Source organism: Roseateles puraquae (assembly GCF_002205845.1).
GTDB classification, from domain to species: domain Bacteria; phylum Pseudomonadota; class Gammaproteobacteria; order Burkholderiales; family Burkholderiaceae_C; genus Pelomonas; species Pelomonas puraquae.
In genome coordinates this window covers 105,481-123,076 of the sequence record NZ_NISI01000002.1, presented here as the reverse complement: position 1 = coordinate 123,076, position 17,596 = coordinate 105,481, and the positions used below count along the sequence as shown (strand labels likewise).

Below are 17,596 nucleotides of genomic sequence, written 5' to 3'. Positions count from 1 at the left end.
CATGCCCCGCAGCGCCGGGCCGCACCTCGCCAGCAGCGATTCCCCCGGGGGCTCGCGCGGCGTCATCGCCGGGCGAGGGGCGCACGTGATCGACCGGCTGCTCGCCCGCCTCGCCGAGCCTGGCGTGGTGCTGCGGCTGGCCGCGCTGGTGGTCTGCGCGATGGAGCTGGTCAGCGCAGGGGCTGCGCTACTGGGCGCACGCACCGAGCCCTACGACGGGCTGGTGGCGCGGCTGTGGCGTGCGGCCGGCGGTCAGGCAGACGACCGCGGCCTGCTGCTGCTGTGCGTGGCGCTGCTGCTGGTGTTCGTGGCCCTGATGTGGCGCCTGGCAAGCCAAGGCGGCATCGGCGTGGCGGTGGACCGTCGGCTGGCCTGGTTGCTCGGCGTGGACTTGCTGGCCTTCGGCGTGACCCCGGGCCTGCCTTTCCTGGTGACGGCCCTGGCCGCGGTGCTGTTGCCGCCGCGCCTGGCGCTGGGTTTCGGCTTCGCGCAGGTGCTGCTGAACACCGGCATCTACGCCGCCCCGCAACCGACCGCCTGGCTCGACCAGCTCGGCCTGTTGTCGTCCATGCTCGCGCTGCACGGGCTGGCCTTCGGCCTGGGGCGCATGGCCTCGGCCGAGGCCGAGAAGCGTCGCTGGCTGCAGGCGGTGCTGGCTGAACAGCTGTCGGGCGAGCAGTTGCTGGCCGAGCAGATGCGCTACAGCGAGCGCATGGAGATCGCCCGCGAACTGCACGACCTGATGGGCCACCACCTGACTGCGCTGAACCTGCAGCTGCAGCTCGGCGGCGCACTGCTGGCCCGGGCGGATGCGGCCGGTGCCAGCCAGGCGCTGGACCGCGCACAGGGCGTGGCCGCGCAGCTGCTGGCGGACGTGCGCGAGGCGGTGTCGCAGCAGCGCAGTTCGCAGCGTATCGACCTGTCAGCGGCGCTGCAGGCACTGGCGGAAGGCATTGCGAGCACCCGCGTCGAGCTGGCGCTGGACGACGCCGCCCGCGACCTCGGCCCCCGTGCGGCCCACGCACTGCTGCGCTGCGTGCAGGAGGGCGTGACCAACGGCGTGCGCCACGCAGCGGCACGCCGCGTGACGGTCGAATTGCACGGCGAAGGCGATGAAGTCGCGGTCAGCATCGACGATGATGGGCGGGGTGCGCCGCATTGGCATGCGGGTCGGGCGGGCAATGGGCTGTCCGGCATGGCCGAGCGCATGGCCGAGCTGGGCGGGCAGATGCGCGTGACGCGCACCAGCCCGGGGTTTCGAATCGAGCTGAGATGTCCACGATGGGTGTGATCAAGATCCTGCTGGTCGAAGACCAGCAACTGGTGCGCGAAGGCCTCAAGGGGCTGCTCGCGCTGCATGACGAGCTGAAGGTGGTGGGCGAGGCCAGCGACGGCGCCGAGGCGCTGGAGTGGCTGTCGGTCGCTGCCGCAGACGACATGCCCGACCTCATCCTGTCAGACATGCGCATGCCACGCCTGGACGGCATCGGCCTGATCCGTGCGCTGGCGGCCCGCGCGCTGCGCCTGCCGGTGGTGCTTCTGACGACGTTCGACGACACCGCCGCTTTCGACGAAGCCGTGCGCGCCGGCGCCCGCGGCTTCCTGCTCAAGGCCATCAGCCCCGAGACGCTGGCCCAGGCCCTGCGCGACGTGCATGGCGGCGGCACGGCGCTGCGCCCGTCGCTCACCACGCGCATGGAGGCCAAGGGCGGCGAGCGCGCCTTCACGGCGGCCGACCATCCCGACCCCCTGTCCCCCAAGGAGCTGCAGGTGCTGCGGCTCGTGGCCAGTGGCCGCAGCAACACCGAGATCGCGGCCCTGCTGGGCAACAGCGAAGGCGTCATCAAGAACCACTGCTCGGCCATCTTCTCCAAGATGGGCGTGCGCGACCGCACGCAGGCCGTGCTGCGCGCCATCGACCTCGGCTGGATCTAGCCCGTTACCGCGCCGTCGGGCCGCCCGCGGGTGCGGCCAGGTGCAGCACCCAGTAGCGCTGGAAGCGCCCGGGGCCGCTGATGCAGGCCAGGCCGAATTCCTGCACCTCGGCCAGCATGAGGTTCTCGCAGTGCGCGGGGCTGGCCAGCCACTGGGCCAGGGCCTCGTCCAGCGTCTCGGGGCCGCCGGCCAGGTTCTCGGCCGACAGGCGCATCGCGTAGCCCGCCTCCCGCAACCGGGCCCGCAGCGAATCGCCGGCCGCGCCGACATGCTCGATGCGGTCCCGCGCCGCCAGCTCCTGCGCAAAGCGCCGTGCGGTCGTGCCCAGCACCGGGCTCTCGCGCAGGGCAGGCACGGCCGGCCACAGCCGCGCGCCACATTGCTGTGGCTGGGCGCGCAGCGCGGCCAGCGCCGCGCGCACGGCCTCGCCAGCGGGCTGGCAGTCGGTCGGTGCCGGCTCGGCCAGGGCCGCGGAGGACGTCAACAGCAACAGGCAGGCAAGGCGCATGGCGCGATGCTAGTTGCTGCCGCCCCGCCAAGGGCGCAACATGGCCCCCATGAAGCTCAAGCAACACACCTTCGGGGCCGTCCTGGCGCTGTTCATGCTCGCCAGCTGCGCCCAGACACCGGCCGAGCCGGAGTCGCAGCGCCTGGCCCGCGAACTGCGCAGCCTCATCGGCACCGCGGCCTGCAGCAGCGACAGCCAGTGCCGCACGGTCGCCGTCGGCGCCAAACCCTGCGGCGGCCCGGCGGGCTACTGGGCCTGGTCGACCCAGGACACCGACGCCGAGCGCCTGACCACCCTGGCCCAACGCCAGGCCGCGGCCGAGAAGCGTGAGCAGGAGGCCAGCGGCCTGCGTTCCAACTGCCGCATGCTGACCGACCCCGGCGCGGCTTGCGTGGCCCACCGGTGCCAGGTCAACGTGCCCTCGCCTGCCTCACGCGGCGCGTCCTGAGCGCCAAGAAAACGAAAAGGCCGCACGCCTGGCGGTGTGCGGCCTGATTTGCCGAGGCCGATGGGCCCCGGCAGCGGTGCATGACTTATTCCGGCAGCGGCGCGTCCACGTTCTTGCCGGCAACATTGGTCGGCACGTTCTGCACCGGCACGCTGCCGTCGTTGGACACCCGCAGGACCGTCGTCGCCTGGACGTTGCCTGAGGCATCCAGCCACTGTGCCGCGCCCACCGTCCGCTTGCCAGCGCTCACGCCCGTCCAGCTCAGACCCACCGTGGCGGTACTGCCCGGATAGACCTGCGAAGGCACCAGCGCATTCAGACCGCCCGCATCGCCAGGCAACACGATCCAGCTCGAGAGCTTGTGCTTCATCGGCGCCGTACCGGCATAGGCGAGCACGCACACACGATAGGAACCCGGCGTCGGATTGAGCATCTGCACGGCTTCGTCCGATCCATCGTTGCCGGAGTAGGTCGCCTTCATCGAGCCCATGTCGATGACGATCAGGTCGTTGTCATCCGTCGAGCGGCCAACGTCCGCCTGGCGCAGCGCCCAGCGGGCCACCATGGTGCCGTTCGGCACGGTGACGTCGTACTTGGCGATGGACGCATAGTTCGTGCTGCTGCTGCAGCGGGTGGCCAGCGTCGCGGAGGTGGTGGCCAACGGCGTCAGAGACCGCTCTGCAGACATCGTCACATCCTTCAGGCCGCCCTTGAGCGCGCCCATGCGGCCGCCGAATGCCGTGCGCACCGTGAACAGCTTGCTGCCGGACGCCTTGGTATCGGTGAACTCCGCCGGTGCCGTGATGGCCTGACCGACACGGGCCTGGATGGGCGAACGCACACTGTGCGTTCCGTCACTCCAGACCAGCTGACCGAACTTCCAGACATTCAACGCCGAACCTGCTTTGGTCAGCGTGACCGTGAAGCTCTTCGTCTCACCCGGGGCCAGGGTCAGCTGGGTCGGCGAGACGGTGGTGTTGAAACCGGCCGGCGACGTGACGGTGGCGTTGTAGGTCGAGGTGCTGCTGCTGACGTTGGTGACGCTGCGCGTGACGGTGACGGTATCCACCACGGTGCCCACGGTGATGGACGGCAGGTTCAGGTTGTAGGTCTCGTCCAGCGTGCCGATGGTCGTGCAGTCGCTGGCCGGGATGACCGCGCTGCGGTTGACCTTGCACTGGTACTTGATCCAGTCGCTGCTACCGGCGTTGAACACCAGGCCCGGGTCGGCCGCCTTCTGCGGGTCGATATGACCGGCACCCTGAGCCCAGGGCAGCAGACCGTTTTGCGGCGAGGGCAGGCCATCGTCCAGCGTGGAGTAGGTCGTCGTCATCAATGCCGACTTGATGGCGCCCGGCCCCCAGGTCGGGTTGGCCTGCTTCAGCAGCAGCGCAATACCAGCCACGTGGGGGCTGGACATGGAGGTGCCGTTGTAGCTGTCCCAGGCCGGCGGCGGCACCAGGGTGCCTGCCACGATCGCGTCCTTCTGGGCTTCCGTCTGCGCCGGCGTGACCTGGGCAATGATGTCCACGCCCGGGGCCGTCAGGTCGGGCTTGAGCACGTTGCTGTCGCCACCGTTGGGGCCGCGCGAGGAGAAGTCGGCCATGATCGGCGCCGGCTTGGTGCCGATGACCGCCGGGTTGATCGTGCCCTTGGCGCCGGCATTGGCCTGCACATAGGTCTTGATGGCCGCGCCGTCCGTGTTGCTGACCTGCACGGTCGGCACCGACTGGAAGTCGCTGTCGAGCGTCTGGCCGGCAGCCGCATTGACGAGGATCATGCCCACGCCGCCGGCATTGCGCACCGCATCGCCCTTGTCCACGCGTGCGTTGTTGCCCCGCGTGCACACGACCAGCTTGCCGGCCACCTTGGCCGGGTCGAGCAGCACCTGGCCGGCCGGCGGCGCGGCGCTGAAGCACAGGCTGGCGCTGCCGCCGCCGACACCGGCGTTCTCAGCCAGGATCATCTCGGTGGCCGGCAGGCCGACCGCGGTGGTGGAGCCGCCGTTGTAGGTCGTGCCACCGACGGTTGCGCTGCCGGAGAAGCTGCGGTCATGCGTGGAGGCCGCCACCGTGGTCAGCCACGGGCTGATGTGGGCCACGGCCTGGCCGGGGCCGCTGTTGCCGGCGGAGGCTGCCACGAACACACCGGCACGGGCTGCGCGGTAGAAGGCCTGCTCGACGGGGTCGTTGACCGTGGTCTGCGAGCCGCTGATGGAGTAGTTGATGACGTTGACGCCATCGGCCACGGCCGCGTCGATGGCCGCCACCGAGTCGGAGTTGAAGCAGCGGTTCTCGCTGCCGGTGCCGTCGGTCGCAGCGGGTGCAACATAGGTCCAGCAGACCTTGTACGCGGCCACACGGGCACGCGGCGCCATGCCCGAGGCCGTGCCAATGATCGAGTTGTTGAGGATGACCGGCACGTTGGAGTTGCCGGCCGCCGTGGAGGCGGTGTGGTCCCCGTGGCCGCCGTGGCCGGTCGCGCCGGACAGCGAGTCGCGCCCGGAGTCGGCGAAATCCGTCCAGTGCAGCACGCGGCCGCTGGCCTTGAAGCCGGTGTTGTAGTGCTTGATGCCGACCAGCTTGTTGTTGCAGTGCTTGGCCGGGTCGATGCCGGGGCCGGCCACGCAGCCGCCGGTGAAGCTGGCCGGCGGGGGGCCGTAGACCTGCGCGTCGGCCGGGTTGTTGCTGGGCACGCCGTTGCTGTCGACGCGGTCGAAGAAGGCCGGGTTTTCCGGCCAGATGCCGCCGTCGATCACGCCGACGACCATGTTCTCGCCCTTGAGCGGCTGGCCACCCACGGTGCGCGACCACAGGCCGCCGGGTTCAGTGAGCTTCAGGAAGCGCGAGGTGGAGATGGTTTCGAGCTTGCGGGCTTCGTCCAGCCACAGGCCAGCGACCTGCGAATTCGCGGCCAGCGTGCGGGCCTCGTCATCGGTCAGGCTGGCCGCAAAGCCGTTGAAGACCACCTTGTACTGCGCCAGCACTGGCGCATTGCCCACCAGCGACAGCACGTTGCTCTGCTGCTGGCCCAGATAGTTCACATAGGCCTGCACGGCCGCGGTGCCGAACTTGAAGGTTTCGCCGGGCGCGGGCTGCGTGGCGGTCAGGCCGGTCACGCCGCCCTGGTAGGAGGCCGCCGGCTCATCCTTGAGCTGGACGATGTAGGTCTTGCGGTCCTGCGCGAAGGCGCTGGTCGCCAGGCCCGTGGCCAACAGCAGAGTCGCCAACGCGGCGGGCTTGAGTTTCATCTTCATGGGTTGATCCTTTCGAGACGGCAGCGGGCTCAGGCGGCGGTGGCACGGCGGCGGCGGGCGCCCATCCAGGCCAGGCCGGCCATGCCGACGAGCGCCAGGCTGGCGGGCTCGGGCACGTGCTCGACGTTGATGTTGTCCAGTGCGAACTGGGCCTGGTTGGTCGAGAAGGCCTGGCAGCTGGAGTCCTTGCAGACGTAGGCAAAGGCGTAGACGGTGTCAAACTCGTAGTCGCCGAACACACCTGTGTTGATGGTGCTGAAGTTCAGGTTGCCATTGCCGTCCAGGCCGGTCAGCGCGTAGTACGCCGTCAGCGATTGCCCGCCGCGCACGCCTTGCAGCGCGAGGTAGGCCGGCGTGGCGGCCACGGGGTCACCCGTGCCGATGAAGCTGGCGTCCAGGCTCTTCACGGAGAACGTGAACCCGTCAGCCATGCCGAACGCCAGGAAGGCGTCGTTCACCAGGCTCACATAGTTCGTGGCGTTGTTGACGGGGCAGACCAGGTCAGCGCAGGGGCCGGTCTGGATGGCGCCAACGAGGTCGCCAAACTGCCCGGTCGGCGAGTTGGAGGCCGGGTCAAACCACATCGTGCGGCCGAAGGCCGACTGGTAGAACTCATCGCCGTAGACCAGGGCAGGCGGGAAGAACAGGCCCGACGTGTCGACGGGGTCGAACGTGACCGTCGAGCGCAACACACCGGCCTGCACGCCGAGGGACGTCAACAGGGTTGCGGCCGCCAGGGCCAATCGGATCCCAACCTTTTTCATTGCACTACCTACCTTCTGCGATCAGTTGAAAAAACGTGCTGCCGGACAACAAGGCAGCCGCCGATCGGGCGACCGCATGCCGAAGCGCCAACCGGGGCAGGAATGGCCGCCGCCGGAAGCGCTCGATTCTGTTCACGCAAAAATTCACGCATATCCCAAGTTCTCCGGCCCTTCACCTGCGGGGGTGGAGGGTTTTCACCGGTGACAACTGAATGAACGGGACGGCTTCAGCGTGGCAGGGAGGCTGCGGAGGCGGCCGGCGCCGGGGCCGGCAGGGGCAGGCCCGGCACGGCGGCCGCGTCCGCCTCGGCCAGGAAGACCCGCTGTTCGGCCGTGGCGGCGGTGGTCCCGTCGGGTGCGACCGTACGCAGCAGCGGCTGGCTGGAGCGGCTGTGCACGCCGCTGAAACGATCGGGCTGGCCTGGCGCCGCCACCAGCACCCAGTCGGGTTGGCCCGTGAAGGGGTCGGCATACAGGCGCCGCAGATGCCGACGCACCACGGGGCCGCGCCGGTCTTCGAGCAGGTCCTGCAGCGACGCCGGGTATTGCTGCGGCGGGGTGGGCGTGGCGCGGAAGTAGCTCCGCATGGCGCGCGCGATCTCCTGGCCACGGAACGCCAGCTCGCGCTCCTTCTCGCGCTGCGCCGCCGTGCTCCAGGCCTGGCCGAGCGCCGCGAGGCCCGCGGCGGTGAGCGCCACCAGGAACAGCACCGCCAGGTAGGTGAAGCCGCGCTGCGCGGCCCGGCGAGCGGGGCGCATCGTCACCAGTCGGCGTACAGCCGCCCGTCGGCACTGCGGCCGGCGGCGCCGCTGCGCACATCCCAGACGCGGCCGGCGGCCTGCATGTCGGTGGGCGGTGGCAGCTCCACCCAGCTGTCGCGGCTGCCGGTGAGCGGGTCTTCCGGCACCTGGCGCAGGTAGCGCGCCGTGGCCAGCTCCTGCAGTGACTCTGGATACCGGCCCTTGTCGGCCGCGAACTGGTCGATCGCATCCCGCATCGTCGTGAGGGACTGCAGCAGCGCGGTCTCCTTGCTTTTGTGGAGGGACGCGAAGTAGCGCGGCGCGACGATGGACGCGAGCAGGCCGACGATGGCCATCACGACGATGAGCTCGATGAGCGTGAAGCCACGCAGGCGGGTGCGGCGCATCACCAGTCCTTCAGCCGGCTGCCGTCCAGCGCGCGGCGCTCGGAGCGGGAGAAGACATCGAACACGTCCTTGCCCGCACGCGGGTCATCGGGCGGGCTGTCGTAGGACCGCAGGCCCCAGGTCTCCGCCGCGGGCAGCTCGGCCGGCGCGAAGGGGTCGCGCGGCAGGCGCCTCAGGAAGTAGAGCTTGCGGCCATTGGGATTGCGCGCATCGGCCACGCCGTCGACGAGTTGCTGCAGCTTCTGCGGGTAGCCGCTGTCTTCGGGGCCGAGCGGAATGCTGCCCGACTCGGCGGCGCGCTTGTAGGCGTCCAGCGCCTCACGCAGCGTGCGCAGGCCCTGGCGCAGCTCCTGCTCGCGGCTGCGCTGTACCGACAGCTCCAGCAGCGGCCGCGCGGCCGAGGCAAGCACGCCCAGCATGGCCAGCACGACCAGCATCTCGACGAGCGTGAAGCCGCGGCTGCGCATGTCCGGCCTCAGCGGGCGGCGTCCACCGTGAGCAGGCCGCTGCCGTCGACCCGCACCGGCGCCGACTCACCGTTCAACCCGGCTGCCGACAGGCCACCCAGGTTGATGTTGAGCACCTGGCCGGCCGCCGCGGGCAGAGCACGCAAGGCCACCACACGCTCCCCGCGCGGCGCCAGCTCCACCGGGTAGCGGCCGGGCGCGGCGCCCTGCAGCGGCTGGGCGGGCGCGAGCTTGGTGGCGTCGTACTCGACCTCGCCCTTGATCTGCAGGCCGCTGTCGTTCTTGAGTGCCACCGAGATCGTGCCGCCGGCCGGCACCTGCGGGGTCACGTCGAGCTTGAGCACGGCTTCAGCGGGCGGTGCGGCGGGAGCTGACGGTGCCTGGCCGGGCGCCGGGGCTGGTGCCGGGTTGGCCGCAGCCGTGGCCGGCGCACCGCCCACCCGCGCTTCGCGCCGCAGCAGGCTGCTGAAGGCGCCGGGGCTGGCGTCCACGCCACTGGCCAGGCGGGTCAACGAGGCATCGGGCACCGCGAGGTTGCGCACCACGCGCGGCGTGATGAGCAACACCACCTCGGTCTTGTTGCGCGTGTCGGTGTGGGTGCCGAAGAGCCGCCCCAGCAGCGGGATGCGCGACAGCCCCGGAATGCCGGAGGCGCTCTTGCGGTCTTCGTCGTTGATGAGGCCGGCGAGCACCTGTGTCTCGCCATCGGCCAGGCGCAGCACGGTGGACGTGTTGCGGGTGCCGATCTCGTAGGCCGTGGTGCCGCCGGGGCCGGTCACCTGGCGGATCAGGTTGCTGACCTCCAGGCCCACCTTGATGACCACGTCGTTGTCGAGCTGGATGGTGGGTTCGACATCCAGCTTCAGGCCGATGTCGAGGTAGCTGACCGACGCGGCCACCGACGTGGAGCCGGTGAAGTTGGTGGTGGTCGTGAACACCGGCAGCTTCTGGCCGATGTGCACCTTGGCCTTGTCGCGGTTGCGCACGCGGATCTTGGGGTTGGCCAGGATGTTGGAGTTGCCCGAGGTGCCGCGCAGCGTGGCTACCACCACCGGATTGGCGATGCTCGCGCGGAAGTTGATCGGGTTCTTGCCGCCCACGAACACCTGGGACGGGATGTTGCCCGCCGCATCGCTGATGCCGAGCTGGGCCGTCTCCGGCCACTGCAGGCCGAGTGCCTCGACCTGGTCGGTGGCCAGCTCCATGACCTCCACCTCCAGCATGACCTCGGGCTCGGGCAGGTCCACCGAGGCGATGAGCTTCTCCACCAGCCGCAGCACCTCGGGGGTGTCGCGCACCACCAGCAGATTCAGGCGTTCGTCGATGTGGATGTCGCGCACCTTGGCGATGGACCGCACCATGGCCTGCACCTGCTTCACGTCGGCATTGGTGAGGTAGAGGGTGCGGGTGATGAGCTCCTGGTGCTCCCGCTGCTTGGCCGCGGTGTTCGGGAAGATCAGCACCGAGCTGTCGTTGAGCAGCTTGCGGTCCAGTTGCTGCGTGCTCAGCACGACGCGCATGGCCTCGTCCAGCGTCACGTTGCGCAGGAAGATGGTGATGCGGGCGTCGGAGCGCACGTCCTTGTCGAACACGAAGTTCACGCCGCTGGAACGCGCCAGTGACTCGAACACCTGGCGCAGCGGCGCATCGCGGAACTCCAGCGTGATCGGCTTCTGGAAGGCCGGGCCGAGCTCGCCCACGGCGGACTCCAGCGGCCGCGCCTGCGCCACCTGGCTGGCCAGCAGCCGCGCGCCGGGATGCTGGGGCGACTCCGCCAGCACCTCGCGGGCGATGGCGTCGGCACGCTCGATGCGGCCTTCCTTCAGCGCGGCCCGGCCGGCGGCCAGCTGGCCGTCCTGGCGGCGGCTGCGCTCCACTTCGGTGGTGAGGGCGGCCAGCCGCGGGTGGCGCGGGTCGGCCAGGGCCAGCTGGCTCAGCAGCGCGGACGCCTCGTCCCAGCGGCCGGCACCGCGCAGCGCTTCGATCTGCAGGATGAGCCGCGCCGTGGCCTGCTCGCGTGCCCGCACCTGGGCGGCGCGCAGCTGCGGGTCGGTCGGGTCTTTGGCGACGGCATCGTCCAGCACGCGCAGCGCTGCCGGCCACTGGTTGCTGCGGCCGAGGTCCTCGGCCTGGCGCAGCGCCGGGTTGGCGCAGGCCGTCAGCAGGACGGCACTGCAAAGAAGAAGGAAGTGCTTCATGGGGCTTGCCTGAAGACGATGTTCTGGGGAAGCTGGCCGGGCAGCCAGGTCAGGCGCACGCCACTCTCGGACACCTGCTCGACGCGCCACTGGCCGTCGATGACGTCGCCCGGCCGCGCGCTGACGGCCTTGTTCGGGCCGCTGAGCAGCGCCACCTCGACGGCGCGCGCGCCCTCGCCTTCGATGACCCGGCCGATCATCTGATACGGCGCCGGCGGGGCCACGGGTGGCGGTGGCGGTGCTGCGGCCACCGGCGGTGGCGCGGGCGGCGGCGGCGGCGGCGGCGGGGGTTGCCAGGCGGCCAGCTGCGCGGGCGTGGGCTCGGCCCAGGGCTCACGCGCTGCGGCCGAGGAGGCCGTGGACGCCGCGGAGGTCGCCGGGGCGGGACCGCTCGCTGACAAAGCCGCCACCGGCGCGGTACGCCGTGCGGGCAGTGCAGCCACCGCAGCCGGTTCGTCGTCCGGCTGCAGGGCCACCCAGGCCGTGGCGGCCAGCGTGCCCGCCAGCGCGGCACCCAGGGCCAGTTGGCGCGGTGCGAGGGTCATGGCGCCGCCTTCCCGTGCAAAGACCACTGCAGCTCGGCCTCGACCTCGGCCGCCATGGGGCTGGCCCGACGCAGCTTGACCGCATCCAGGCTCAAGGCTGGGTCGTGCGCCAGCGCCGACGCAATGAAGCGCCGCACCTGGGCGTAGCTGCCGGTGACCGGCATGGTCACGCGCAAGCGCTCCAGGCCCTCGGCGCTGGCCAGGCGGTGCTCGGTGCGGGCGGTGTTCAGGTCCAGGCGCAGGGCCATTTCCAGCAGGTCAGCCAGCCGCTGCTGGCGGGCGCTGGCCGGCGGCAGCGCGGCCTGCCACTGCTGCAGGCTCACCGGAGCGGATGCCGTGGCCACCGGCCGGGCCTGGGCTCGCAGCGCGCGGGCTTCGGCCTGCAGCAGGGCCGCCTGGGCGTCCCAGCGCTGACCCCAGCCCCAGGCCAGCGCGGCCAGCACGAGCAGCAGCAGCCCGGCCGCGCCGGGCCACCCGAGCTGGCGCCAGAGCTGCGCCGGCCTCACGAGCCACCTCCCGCCGGCACCCGGGCGACGATCTCGAAGCGCTGGCCCACCAGCCCGGTCTCGGCCGTGGAAAAGCGCGACAGCACCACCTGGCTCCAGCCCGGCGTCGTGCCCAGCTGCTCCGCCAGTTGCAGCGCCAGCAGGCGGTCGGGCGTGAGGCCTTCGAGGCGCAATTCACCACGCCCGGCCTTGGCGTCCAGGCCCAGCCAGGCAATCGGCCGCGCTTCGGCACCGGCCGTCTCGACTCGGCTCAGCAGCGGCTCCCAGGGCATGCCGAGTAGCGCGCGCGCCTCGGCAGCGCTGCGGTTCTCGGCCGGCTCGCTGCGGCTGCGGGCGGCGGGCCGCGGCGTCGCCGGCGCGGCGGCGCGCAACTGAGCCACGCGATCGCGGGCGGCCTGGGCCACCTCCAGCGCGCGCCGGCTTTCCAGTGCACTCCAGCCGGCCGTGGCCAGCACCAGCGCACCGGTGACCGCCAACGGCCAGGCCAGCGGCGAGCGCGTGCCGCGCGGCAGGAAATCAGGCTGAGGCACCGCCGGGCCGGGTTGCGGGGCCAGGCTGTCGGCGGGCGAACCCAGGGCCAGCGGCGTGGCGCCGCCGAGGTCGCCCAGCCGGTGCAGGCGGCGCAGTTGCAGCGCACCTACCCGGCCTTGCTCGACCTCGATGACGACCACGGTCACATCGCCGTCACTGCCCTCGTGCCAGACCAACCGGCCCGTGGCCGCGCGCACGCTGGCGGGCAGTGACGCGAGCCAGGCACTCCAGGCCGGCCGCACCCGCACCAGGCGCACCTGGGCGGCCGACGCACGGGCCTGCAGCGCGGCCAGGTCCAGCCCGTGCAGCGCCGAGGCGCCGCTGCGGCCAGCCACGCGCCAAGGTGCAACCGCAAAACGCTGCGCGGCCGCCCCGAAGTAATGCGCGAACTGCTGCTGGGCATAGGCCTGCACCGCGTCCAGGTCGGGCAGCGGCAGGCCAGGCTCGACCACCAGCTCATGCAAGGCACGGGCGCTGACGATCAGCTCCACCGCCGTGCCCGGGTGCTCGCGGCACCAGGCGTCAAGCTCGTCGCCACCGGGCGTGACGAACAGCCGCCGCGGCCGGGCCAGGCGGGCGGCGAGCTGGCGGCGCAGGCGTTCACTCATCGAGGGTGACACGTTCCAGCTCCTCGAAAGTGGTCTCGCCGCGGCAGACCGCTGCCAGCGCCATCTCGCGCAGCGACTTCATGCCCCGCGCCCGCGCCGCGGCCTTGATCTCGGACATCGGCGCCCGCGCGGCGATCAGGTCGCGCAGGCCGTCGTCCAGCCGCAGCAGCTCGGCCACCGCGCGCCGCCCCTTGTAGCCAGTGCCTCGGCAGTGGCCACAGCCCTCGCCCTTCAGGAAATTGCCATTCAGGACACCATGGCGCGCCAGCGTGGCAGCGTCAGGCATGAACGGCTGGGCGCAGTGCTTGCACGTGAGCCGCAAGAGGCGCTGTGCCAGCACCGCGTTCAGGGCCGACACCACGTTGTACAGGTCCAGCCCCATGTGCATGAAGCGGCCGATGACGTCGAACGCATTGTTTGCATGCACCGTGCTGAACACCAGGTGGCCGGTCAGCGCGGCCTGCACCGCGATCTGCGCGGTCTCGGCATCGCGGATCTCGCCCACCATGACGCGGTCGGGGTCGTGGCGCAGGATGGAGCGCAGGCCGCGCGAGAACGTCAGGCCCTTTTTCTCGTTGACCGGGATCTGCACCACGCCCGCGAGCTGGTACTCGACCGGGTCTTCGATGGTGATGATCTTGTCCGCGCCGGTATGGATCTCGGCCAGCGTGGCGTAGAGCGTGGTCGTCTTGCCCGAGCCGGTCGGGCCGGTCACCAGCAGCATGCCGTGGGGCTGGCGGGCCTGGTGGCGGATGGCGGCGCGCTCGTCGTCGCCGAAGCCCAGGGCATCCAGCGTCAGCGTGCCAGCGCGCGCAATGGCGGCGCGGTCCAGGATGCGGATGACCGCGTCCTCGCCGAACACGCTAGGCATGATGGACAGCCGGAAGTCGATCTCCCGCCCCTGCACCCGCAGCTTGAAGCGGCCGTCCTGCGGCAGGCGGCGCTCGCCGATGTCGAGCTCGGCCATCACCTTCAGGCGCGAGACCAGCTGCTCCGCCACCTGCGGCCCTTCGACCTGCCGCACCACGGCCATCACGCCGTCCACGCGGAACCGGATGACCGCGCCACGGGCGGTGCATTCGATGTGGATGTCGGAGGCCGCATCCTGCAGCGCGTCGTACAGCGTGGCGTTGAGCAGCCGCACCACCGGGCTGGCCTGCTCGCTCAAGGCCAGGGCAGACAGCTCCTCGGTGTGGTCTTCCACCGCGGCAAGGGCTTCCTCGACGTCCGACAGCGCGCGGAAATCCGCCTCCCCCGCGCCCAGGAAATGCGTCACCGCCTCGCCCGAGCAACGCTGCCAGCCCACCGGCGCATTCAGCCGCGCCTCGATGCTCTGCAGCAGCAGTGCATCCTCGTCACGCTCGGCCAGCAGCACCCGCCGCCCCTGCTCGCCCACGGCCAGCACCGCGCGCCAGCGCTGCGCCTGGGCCTGGGGCCATTGTTCGAAGTCCAGGTGCCAGGGGCCCTGGTCGGCCGGCAGCCAGTCCGTCAGCGAGACGGCACTCATTGCACCTGCTCCACCAACTGGAAGATCGGCAGGTACATCAGCACGATGATCCCGCCGATCAGCACGCCCATGATCAGCATCAGCGCCGGGTTCACGAGGCGCGACAGCAGGTCGGTGAGGCGAGCGGCTTCTTCGTCATGAAAGGCGGCCGCGCGTTCGAGCATGGGGGCGACCTCGCCGCTGCGCTCGCCCACGCGCAGCATGCGCCGGGCGACCGGCGTGGCCAGGTCCTGGGCGTCGAAGGCGCTGGACAGGCGCTCGCCGCGCTCGATCTGCTGGGCCGCGGCCTGCACCGCCGCGCGCCAAGGCGCGGCCACCACGTCGACCACGATCTTCAGCGCCGCCAGCGCCGGCACACCCGAGGCCAGCAGCATGGCCAGCGACCGGTACAGCCGCGCCAGTGCCAGCACCCGCAGGCGCGGGCCCAGGCCCGGCAGCGTCCAGAGCAGCGCTTGGGCGCGGCGGCGCACGCCGGGCTGACGCAACAACGCGTAGACCCCGAAGCCCAGCGCCGCCAGCGCCCCGAGCACCAGGCCCGGATGCCCGCCGGCCGTCTGGCCGAACTCGATCAGCACGCGCGAGGCCCAGGGCAGCTCGGCGCTGGTCTGCTCCAGGATGCCGGCAAAGCGTGGCAGCACATACAGCAGCAGGAAGAGGATGACCGCACCGCCCACGCCGAGCAGCATCAGCGGGTAGACCAGGGCAGCCACCAGGCGCGAGCGCAGCGCGTCCACCCAGGCCAGGTAGCGCGCATGCTGGGCCAGCGCCACGGACAGCTGGCCGGTCTTCTCGTTGGCGGCCACGATGGCGCAGATGAGCTCGTCAAACGCCTGCGGCTGCTGGCGCAGCGCCGTCGACAGCGGCTGGCCCTGCTCGATCTGGCCAATGACCGCATCCAGCGCCGCGCGCACGCCGGGCTGGCCTTCCTTCTCGCGCAGGGTGTTCAGGGCTTCAAGCAGGGCGATGCCGGCGTCCAGCAGCACCGCGAGCTCCTGGCTGAAGAGCTGCAGGGGGAAGCGCCCACCACGGCGCCGGCCGAGCGCGGGCGCGGCGAGCTCGCGCACCTCCAGCACATGCTGCGGCGGCACGCCGAGCACCGCCGCCACCGCGGCGCGGTCAGGCGCCTCGACGCGCTGGGTGCTCACCGTGCCGGCACGCAGCACGCGGGTCTGGAACTGCGGCACGGGCGGCCCGTTACCAGGACGTGAGGTCGGCGTCCTCACCCTCGCCGCCGGGGCGGCCGTCCTTGCCGAAGCTCAGCAGGTCGTACTCGCCATGCTCGCCGGGGCTGCGGTACTGGTAGTCGTTGCCCCAGGGGTCCTTGGGCACGGCCTTGGCCAGATAGGGGCCGGCCCACTTCGGCTCGTCGGCCGGCTTGGTGACCAGCACCGCCAGGCCCTGATCGGTGCTCGGGTAGCGGCCGACATCCAGGCGGTACTGGTCGAGGGCCTTCTGCAGCGCATCGATCTGCGCCCGGGCGGCCTTGACCTCGCTCTTGCCGATCTGGCCGAAGAACTTCGGCCCCACATAACCCGCCAGCAGGCCAATGATGACCATGACGACCAGGAGTTCAAGCAGCGTGAAGCCGCGCGCGCGGGAAGACGGGAGCATGGGGAGCGAGGGTACTGCGGGGCTGCGACTATTCAACGCCAAGCAGCCCCCTGCAATCGGGATTTGACCGACGCGCGTTTGGAGGTAAGCGGCCGCCAGACCCTCAGGTCGACTGCGCCAGCGTGCAACGGTTGGCCGCGTTGCTCGGGCAGGGGCCAACCCAGCGGATCTGGGTCGCCGCCGCCGGGGGCAGTGGTGCACGGCCGTCCAGCGGCTGGCCGCGCACGCCGGTAAAGCTGGCGAGCGCCGTCCAGCTGCCGCCCTGCAGGTACTCCAGCGTGTAACGGCTGCCGGGGCGCAGTTGGCGGGTCTTGATCTGGTACTCGCCGTTGACGATGGCGAAGCTCGGCGTATCGCGGAAGGGCTGGGCCAGCGGCTCGCCGACGAACAGGCCCTGACCCGGCCATTGCACGGCACGCCAGTAGGCCTCGATCGCAGTCGCGCCGCGCCAGTAGTGGTCGATGAGGACGGAGGCGCGGGAGAACTTCTGCAGCGGGTTGCAGGGCTCCTCGACCGTGCCGTAGCTGGCCGTGGCGCCGGCGTCGAGGAAGGCGGTCACGGGCGTCTGGCCGTTGGCGCTAGGCAGCAGGCCGCTGAAGGAGGTCAGCGTGTCGGCCAGGGCGCCGGGGCGGAACTGCAGCGTCGCGAGCTGGTCGACAGTGGCCAGGCCCGTCAGGTAGAAGAGCAGCCCGCTGCGGCCCGACAGCGAGTTGCCGGTCGCCGGGCCGCTGCTGTTGTCCAGGTAATTCACGGTCAGCGCCCCGCTCCAGGCGGTGGGCAGGCCGGCGAAATCGGTCCAGCGCACGCTGCGGTCGGCATCGGTGGTGCGCACCAGCCAGGCATCACCGCCGGGCCGCGTGGCGTCCGCAGCCACGCCGCGGCTGATCAGGGCCTGGGCCGCGGCCACCGTACGGGCGCCCAGCAGCATGGACGGCCGAACCTGCAGGTCGGCCTGCGGGCGGCGGGATTCGCTGTCGTACAGCGGCGACACGGCCGTGGCCGCACAGGTGTTGGTGGTGGGTGCCGGGTTGCACCAGCGGGCGTCGTAACCGAAGGCCATCGCGCTGGTGATGCCCATGCTGCAGGTGCCGAACACGCGGCTGGGCGCCGCCCAGGTCAGCAGCGTGGCCTGCACGCCGGCGGGCAGCCGGGCGTCGATGTCGGCTTTTAGCAACGCGAAGTCGGCGGCGGAGATCACGTCATTGGCGGTGTTGACCCTCACCCGGACGAGGTTGGCTGCCGGCACACCCCGTGCCGCCAGGTAGGCCGCACCGACGGCTTCGCTCAGCGCATCACCCTCGGCCACCACCACCGCCAGGTCGGCCGGCGCCAGGCCGCTGGCAGGCAGCATGAGGGTGAGCGTCTGCCCGGGGCCGGTGGCGCCTCCGGAGCCGCTGTCGCCCCCGGTCCCGACGCTGCCTGAGGCGCCACCGCCGCCGCCACCGCAGGCGGCCAGGCACGAGAGCACCAGCAGAGCGAAGGCACGGTTCAGGTGACGCATGGGCGACATTCTGACGGGCGCCGGAAGCCCTGGTAGCGCACACTTTTGGGGCGCATATGCACCT

The 17,596-nt window shown here is 71.3% G+C and carries 17 protein-coding genes; 3 read left to right on the top strand and 14 right to left on the bottom strand.

The window, feature by feature from the left end; all coding sequences use genetic code 11:
• Position 1: 1 nt before the first annotated feature.
• A complete protein-coding gene (locus CDO81_RS07625) occupies positions 2–1,291 on the top strand; it encodes a sensor histidine kinase (protein WP_088482585.1) in 1,290 nt (429 codons plus the stop codon).
• Positions 1,282–1,935, top strand: coding sequence for a response regulator (locus tag CDO81_RS07620; RefSeq protein ID WP_088482584.1), 654 nt, complete (start codon positions 1,282–1,284; stop codon positions 1,933–1,935). The genes CDO81_RS07625 and CDO81_RS07620 overlap by 10 nt, the downstream gene beginning before the upstream one ends.
• A 4-nt stretch (positions 1,936–1,939) precedes the next feature.
• On the opposite strand, the gene CDO81_RS07615 is transcribed toward CDO81_RS07620, so the two are convergent.
• A complete protein-coding gene (locus CDO81_RS07615) occupies positions 1,940–2,443 on the bottom strand; it encodes a CAP domain-containing protein (protein WP_088482583.1) in 504 nt (167 codons plus the stop codon).
• Positions 2,444–2,492: 49 nt separating this feature from the next.
• Here CDO81_RS07615 and CDO81_RS07610 point away from each other — a divergent pair, with 49 nt between their 5' ends.
• The gene (locus CDO81_RS07610) at positions 2,493–2,891 is read left to right on the top strand and encodes a hypothetical protein (RefSeq protein ID WP_144397163.1); all 399 of its coding nucleotides are present in this window, start codon (positions 2,493–2,495) and stop codon (positions 2,889–2,891) included.
• 85 nt (positions 2,892–2,976) lie between these two features.
• Here CDO81_RS07610 and CDO81_RS07605 read toward each other — a convergent pair whose 3' ends face one another.
• The 13 genes from CDO81_RS07605 to CDO81_RS07545 all read right to left on the bottom strand — a co-directional run bounded on the left by CDO81_RS07605 (position 2,977) and on the right by CDO81_RS07545 (position 17,532).
• Complete coding sequence (locus tag CDO81_RS07605) at positions 2,977–6,147, bottom strand: S8 family serine peptidase (protein WP_241516909.1); 3,171 nt, start codon at positions 6,145–6,147, stop codon at positions 2,977–2,979.
• A gap of 29 nt (positions 6,148–6,176) precedes the next feature.
• Positions 6,177–6,911: an NF038120 family PEP-CTERM protein gene (locus CDO81_RS07600; RefSeq protein ID WP_088482581.1), complete on the bottom strand. Its 735-nt coding sequence runs from the start codon at positions 6,909–6,911 to the stop codon at positions 6,177–6,179.
• A gap of 227 nt (positions 6,912–7,138) precedes the next feature.
• On the bottom strand, positions 7,139–7,669 hold the full coding sequence (locus CDO81_RS07595) for a type II secretion system protein (protein ID WP_088482580.1): 531 nt from the start codon (positions 7,667–7,669) through the stop codon (positions 7,139–7,141).
• Between the two features lie 2 nt (positions 7,670–7,671).
• Positions 7,672–8,058, bottom strand: coding sequence for a type II secretion system protein (locus CDO81_RS07590; RefSeq protein ID WP_088482579.1), 387 nt, complete (start codon positions 8,056–8,058; stop codon positions 7,672–7,674).
• Positions 8,058–8,525, bottom strand: a complete 468-nt coding sequence (locus CDO81_RS07585; protein WP_088482578.1) for a type II secretion system protein — start codon at positions 8,523–8,525, stop codon at positions 8,058–8,060. The genes CDO81_RS07590 and CDO81_RS07585 overlap by 1 nt, the downstream gene beginning before the upstream one ends.
• A gap of 8 nt (positions 8,526–8,533) precedes the next feature.
• Complete coding sequence (locus CDO81_RS07580) at positions 8,534–10,723, bottom strand: secretin N-terminal domain-containing protein (RefSeq protein ID WP_088482577.1); 2,190 nt, start codon at positions 10,721–10,723, stop codon at positions 8,534–8,536.
• Positions 10,720–11,268 (bottom strand): hypothetical protein, encoded by a 549-nt coding sequence (locus CDO81_RS28325; RefSeq protein WP_088482576.1) that lies wholly within the window; start codon positions 11,266–11,268, stop codon positions 10,720–10,722. Before CDO81_RS28325 ends, CDO81_RS07580 begins: the two co-directional genes overlap by 4 nt.
• The gene (locus CDO81_RS07570) at positions 11,265–11,774 is read right to left on the bottom strand and encodes a GspMb/PilO family protein (protein WP_088482575.1); all 510 of its coding nucleotides are present in this window, start codon (positions 11,772–11,774) and stop codon (positions 11,265–11,267) included. The genes CDO81_RS28325 and CDO81_RS07570 overlap by 4 nt, the downstream gene beginning before the upstream one ends.
• Complete coding sequence (locus tag CDO81_RS07565; RefSeq protein WP_088482574.1) at positions 11,771–12,913, bottom strand: hypothetical protein; 1,143 nt, start codon at positions 12,911–12,913, stop codon at positions 11,771–11,773. Before CDO81_RS07565 ends, CDO81_RS07570 begins: the two co-directional genes overlap by 4 nt.
• Positions 12,906–14,420, bottom strand: a complete 1,515-nt coding sequence (locus tag CDO81_RS07560; RefSeq protein WP_088482573.1) for a GspE/PulE family protein — start codon at positions 14,418–14,420, stop codon at positions 12,906–12,908. The genes CDO81_RS07565 and CDO81_RS07560 overlap by 8 nt, the downstream gene beginning before the upstream one ends.
• A complete protein-coding gene (locus CDO81_RS07555) occupies positions 14,417–15,604 on the bottom strand; it encodes a type II secretion system F family protein (RefSeq protein ID WP_158218187.1) in 1,188 nt (395 codons plus the stop codon). Before CDO81_RS07555 ends, CDO81_RS07560 begins: the two co-directional genes overlap by 4 nt.
• A 10-nt stretch (positions 15,605–15,614) precedes the next feature.
• A complete protein-coding gene (gspG, locus tag CDO81_RS07550) occupies positions 15,615–16,031 on the bottom strand; it encodes a type II secretion system major pseudopilin GspG (protein ID WP_088482571.1) in 417 nt (138 codons plus the stop codon).
• 103 nt (positions 16,032–16,134) lie between these two features.
• Positions 16,135–17,532 carry a TIGR03790 family protein gene (locus tag CDO81_RS07545; protein ID WP_144397162.1) on the bottom strand — a complete coding sequence of 466 codons (1,398 nt, stop codon included), beginning with the start codon at positions 17,530–17,532 and terminating at the stop codon, positions 16,135–16,137.
• Positions 17,533–17,596: the final 64 nt, after the last annotated feature.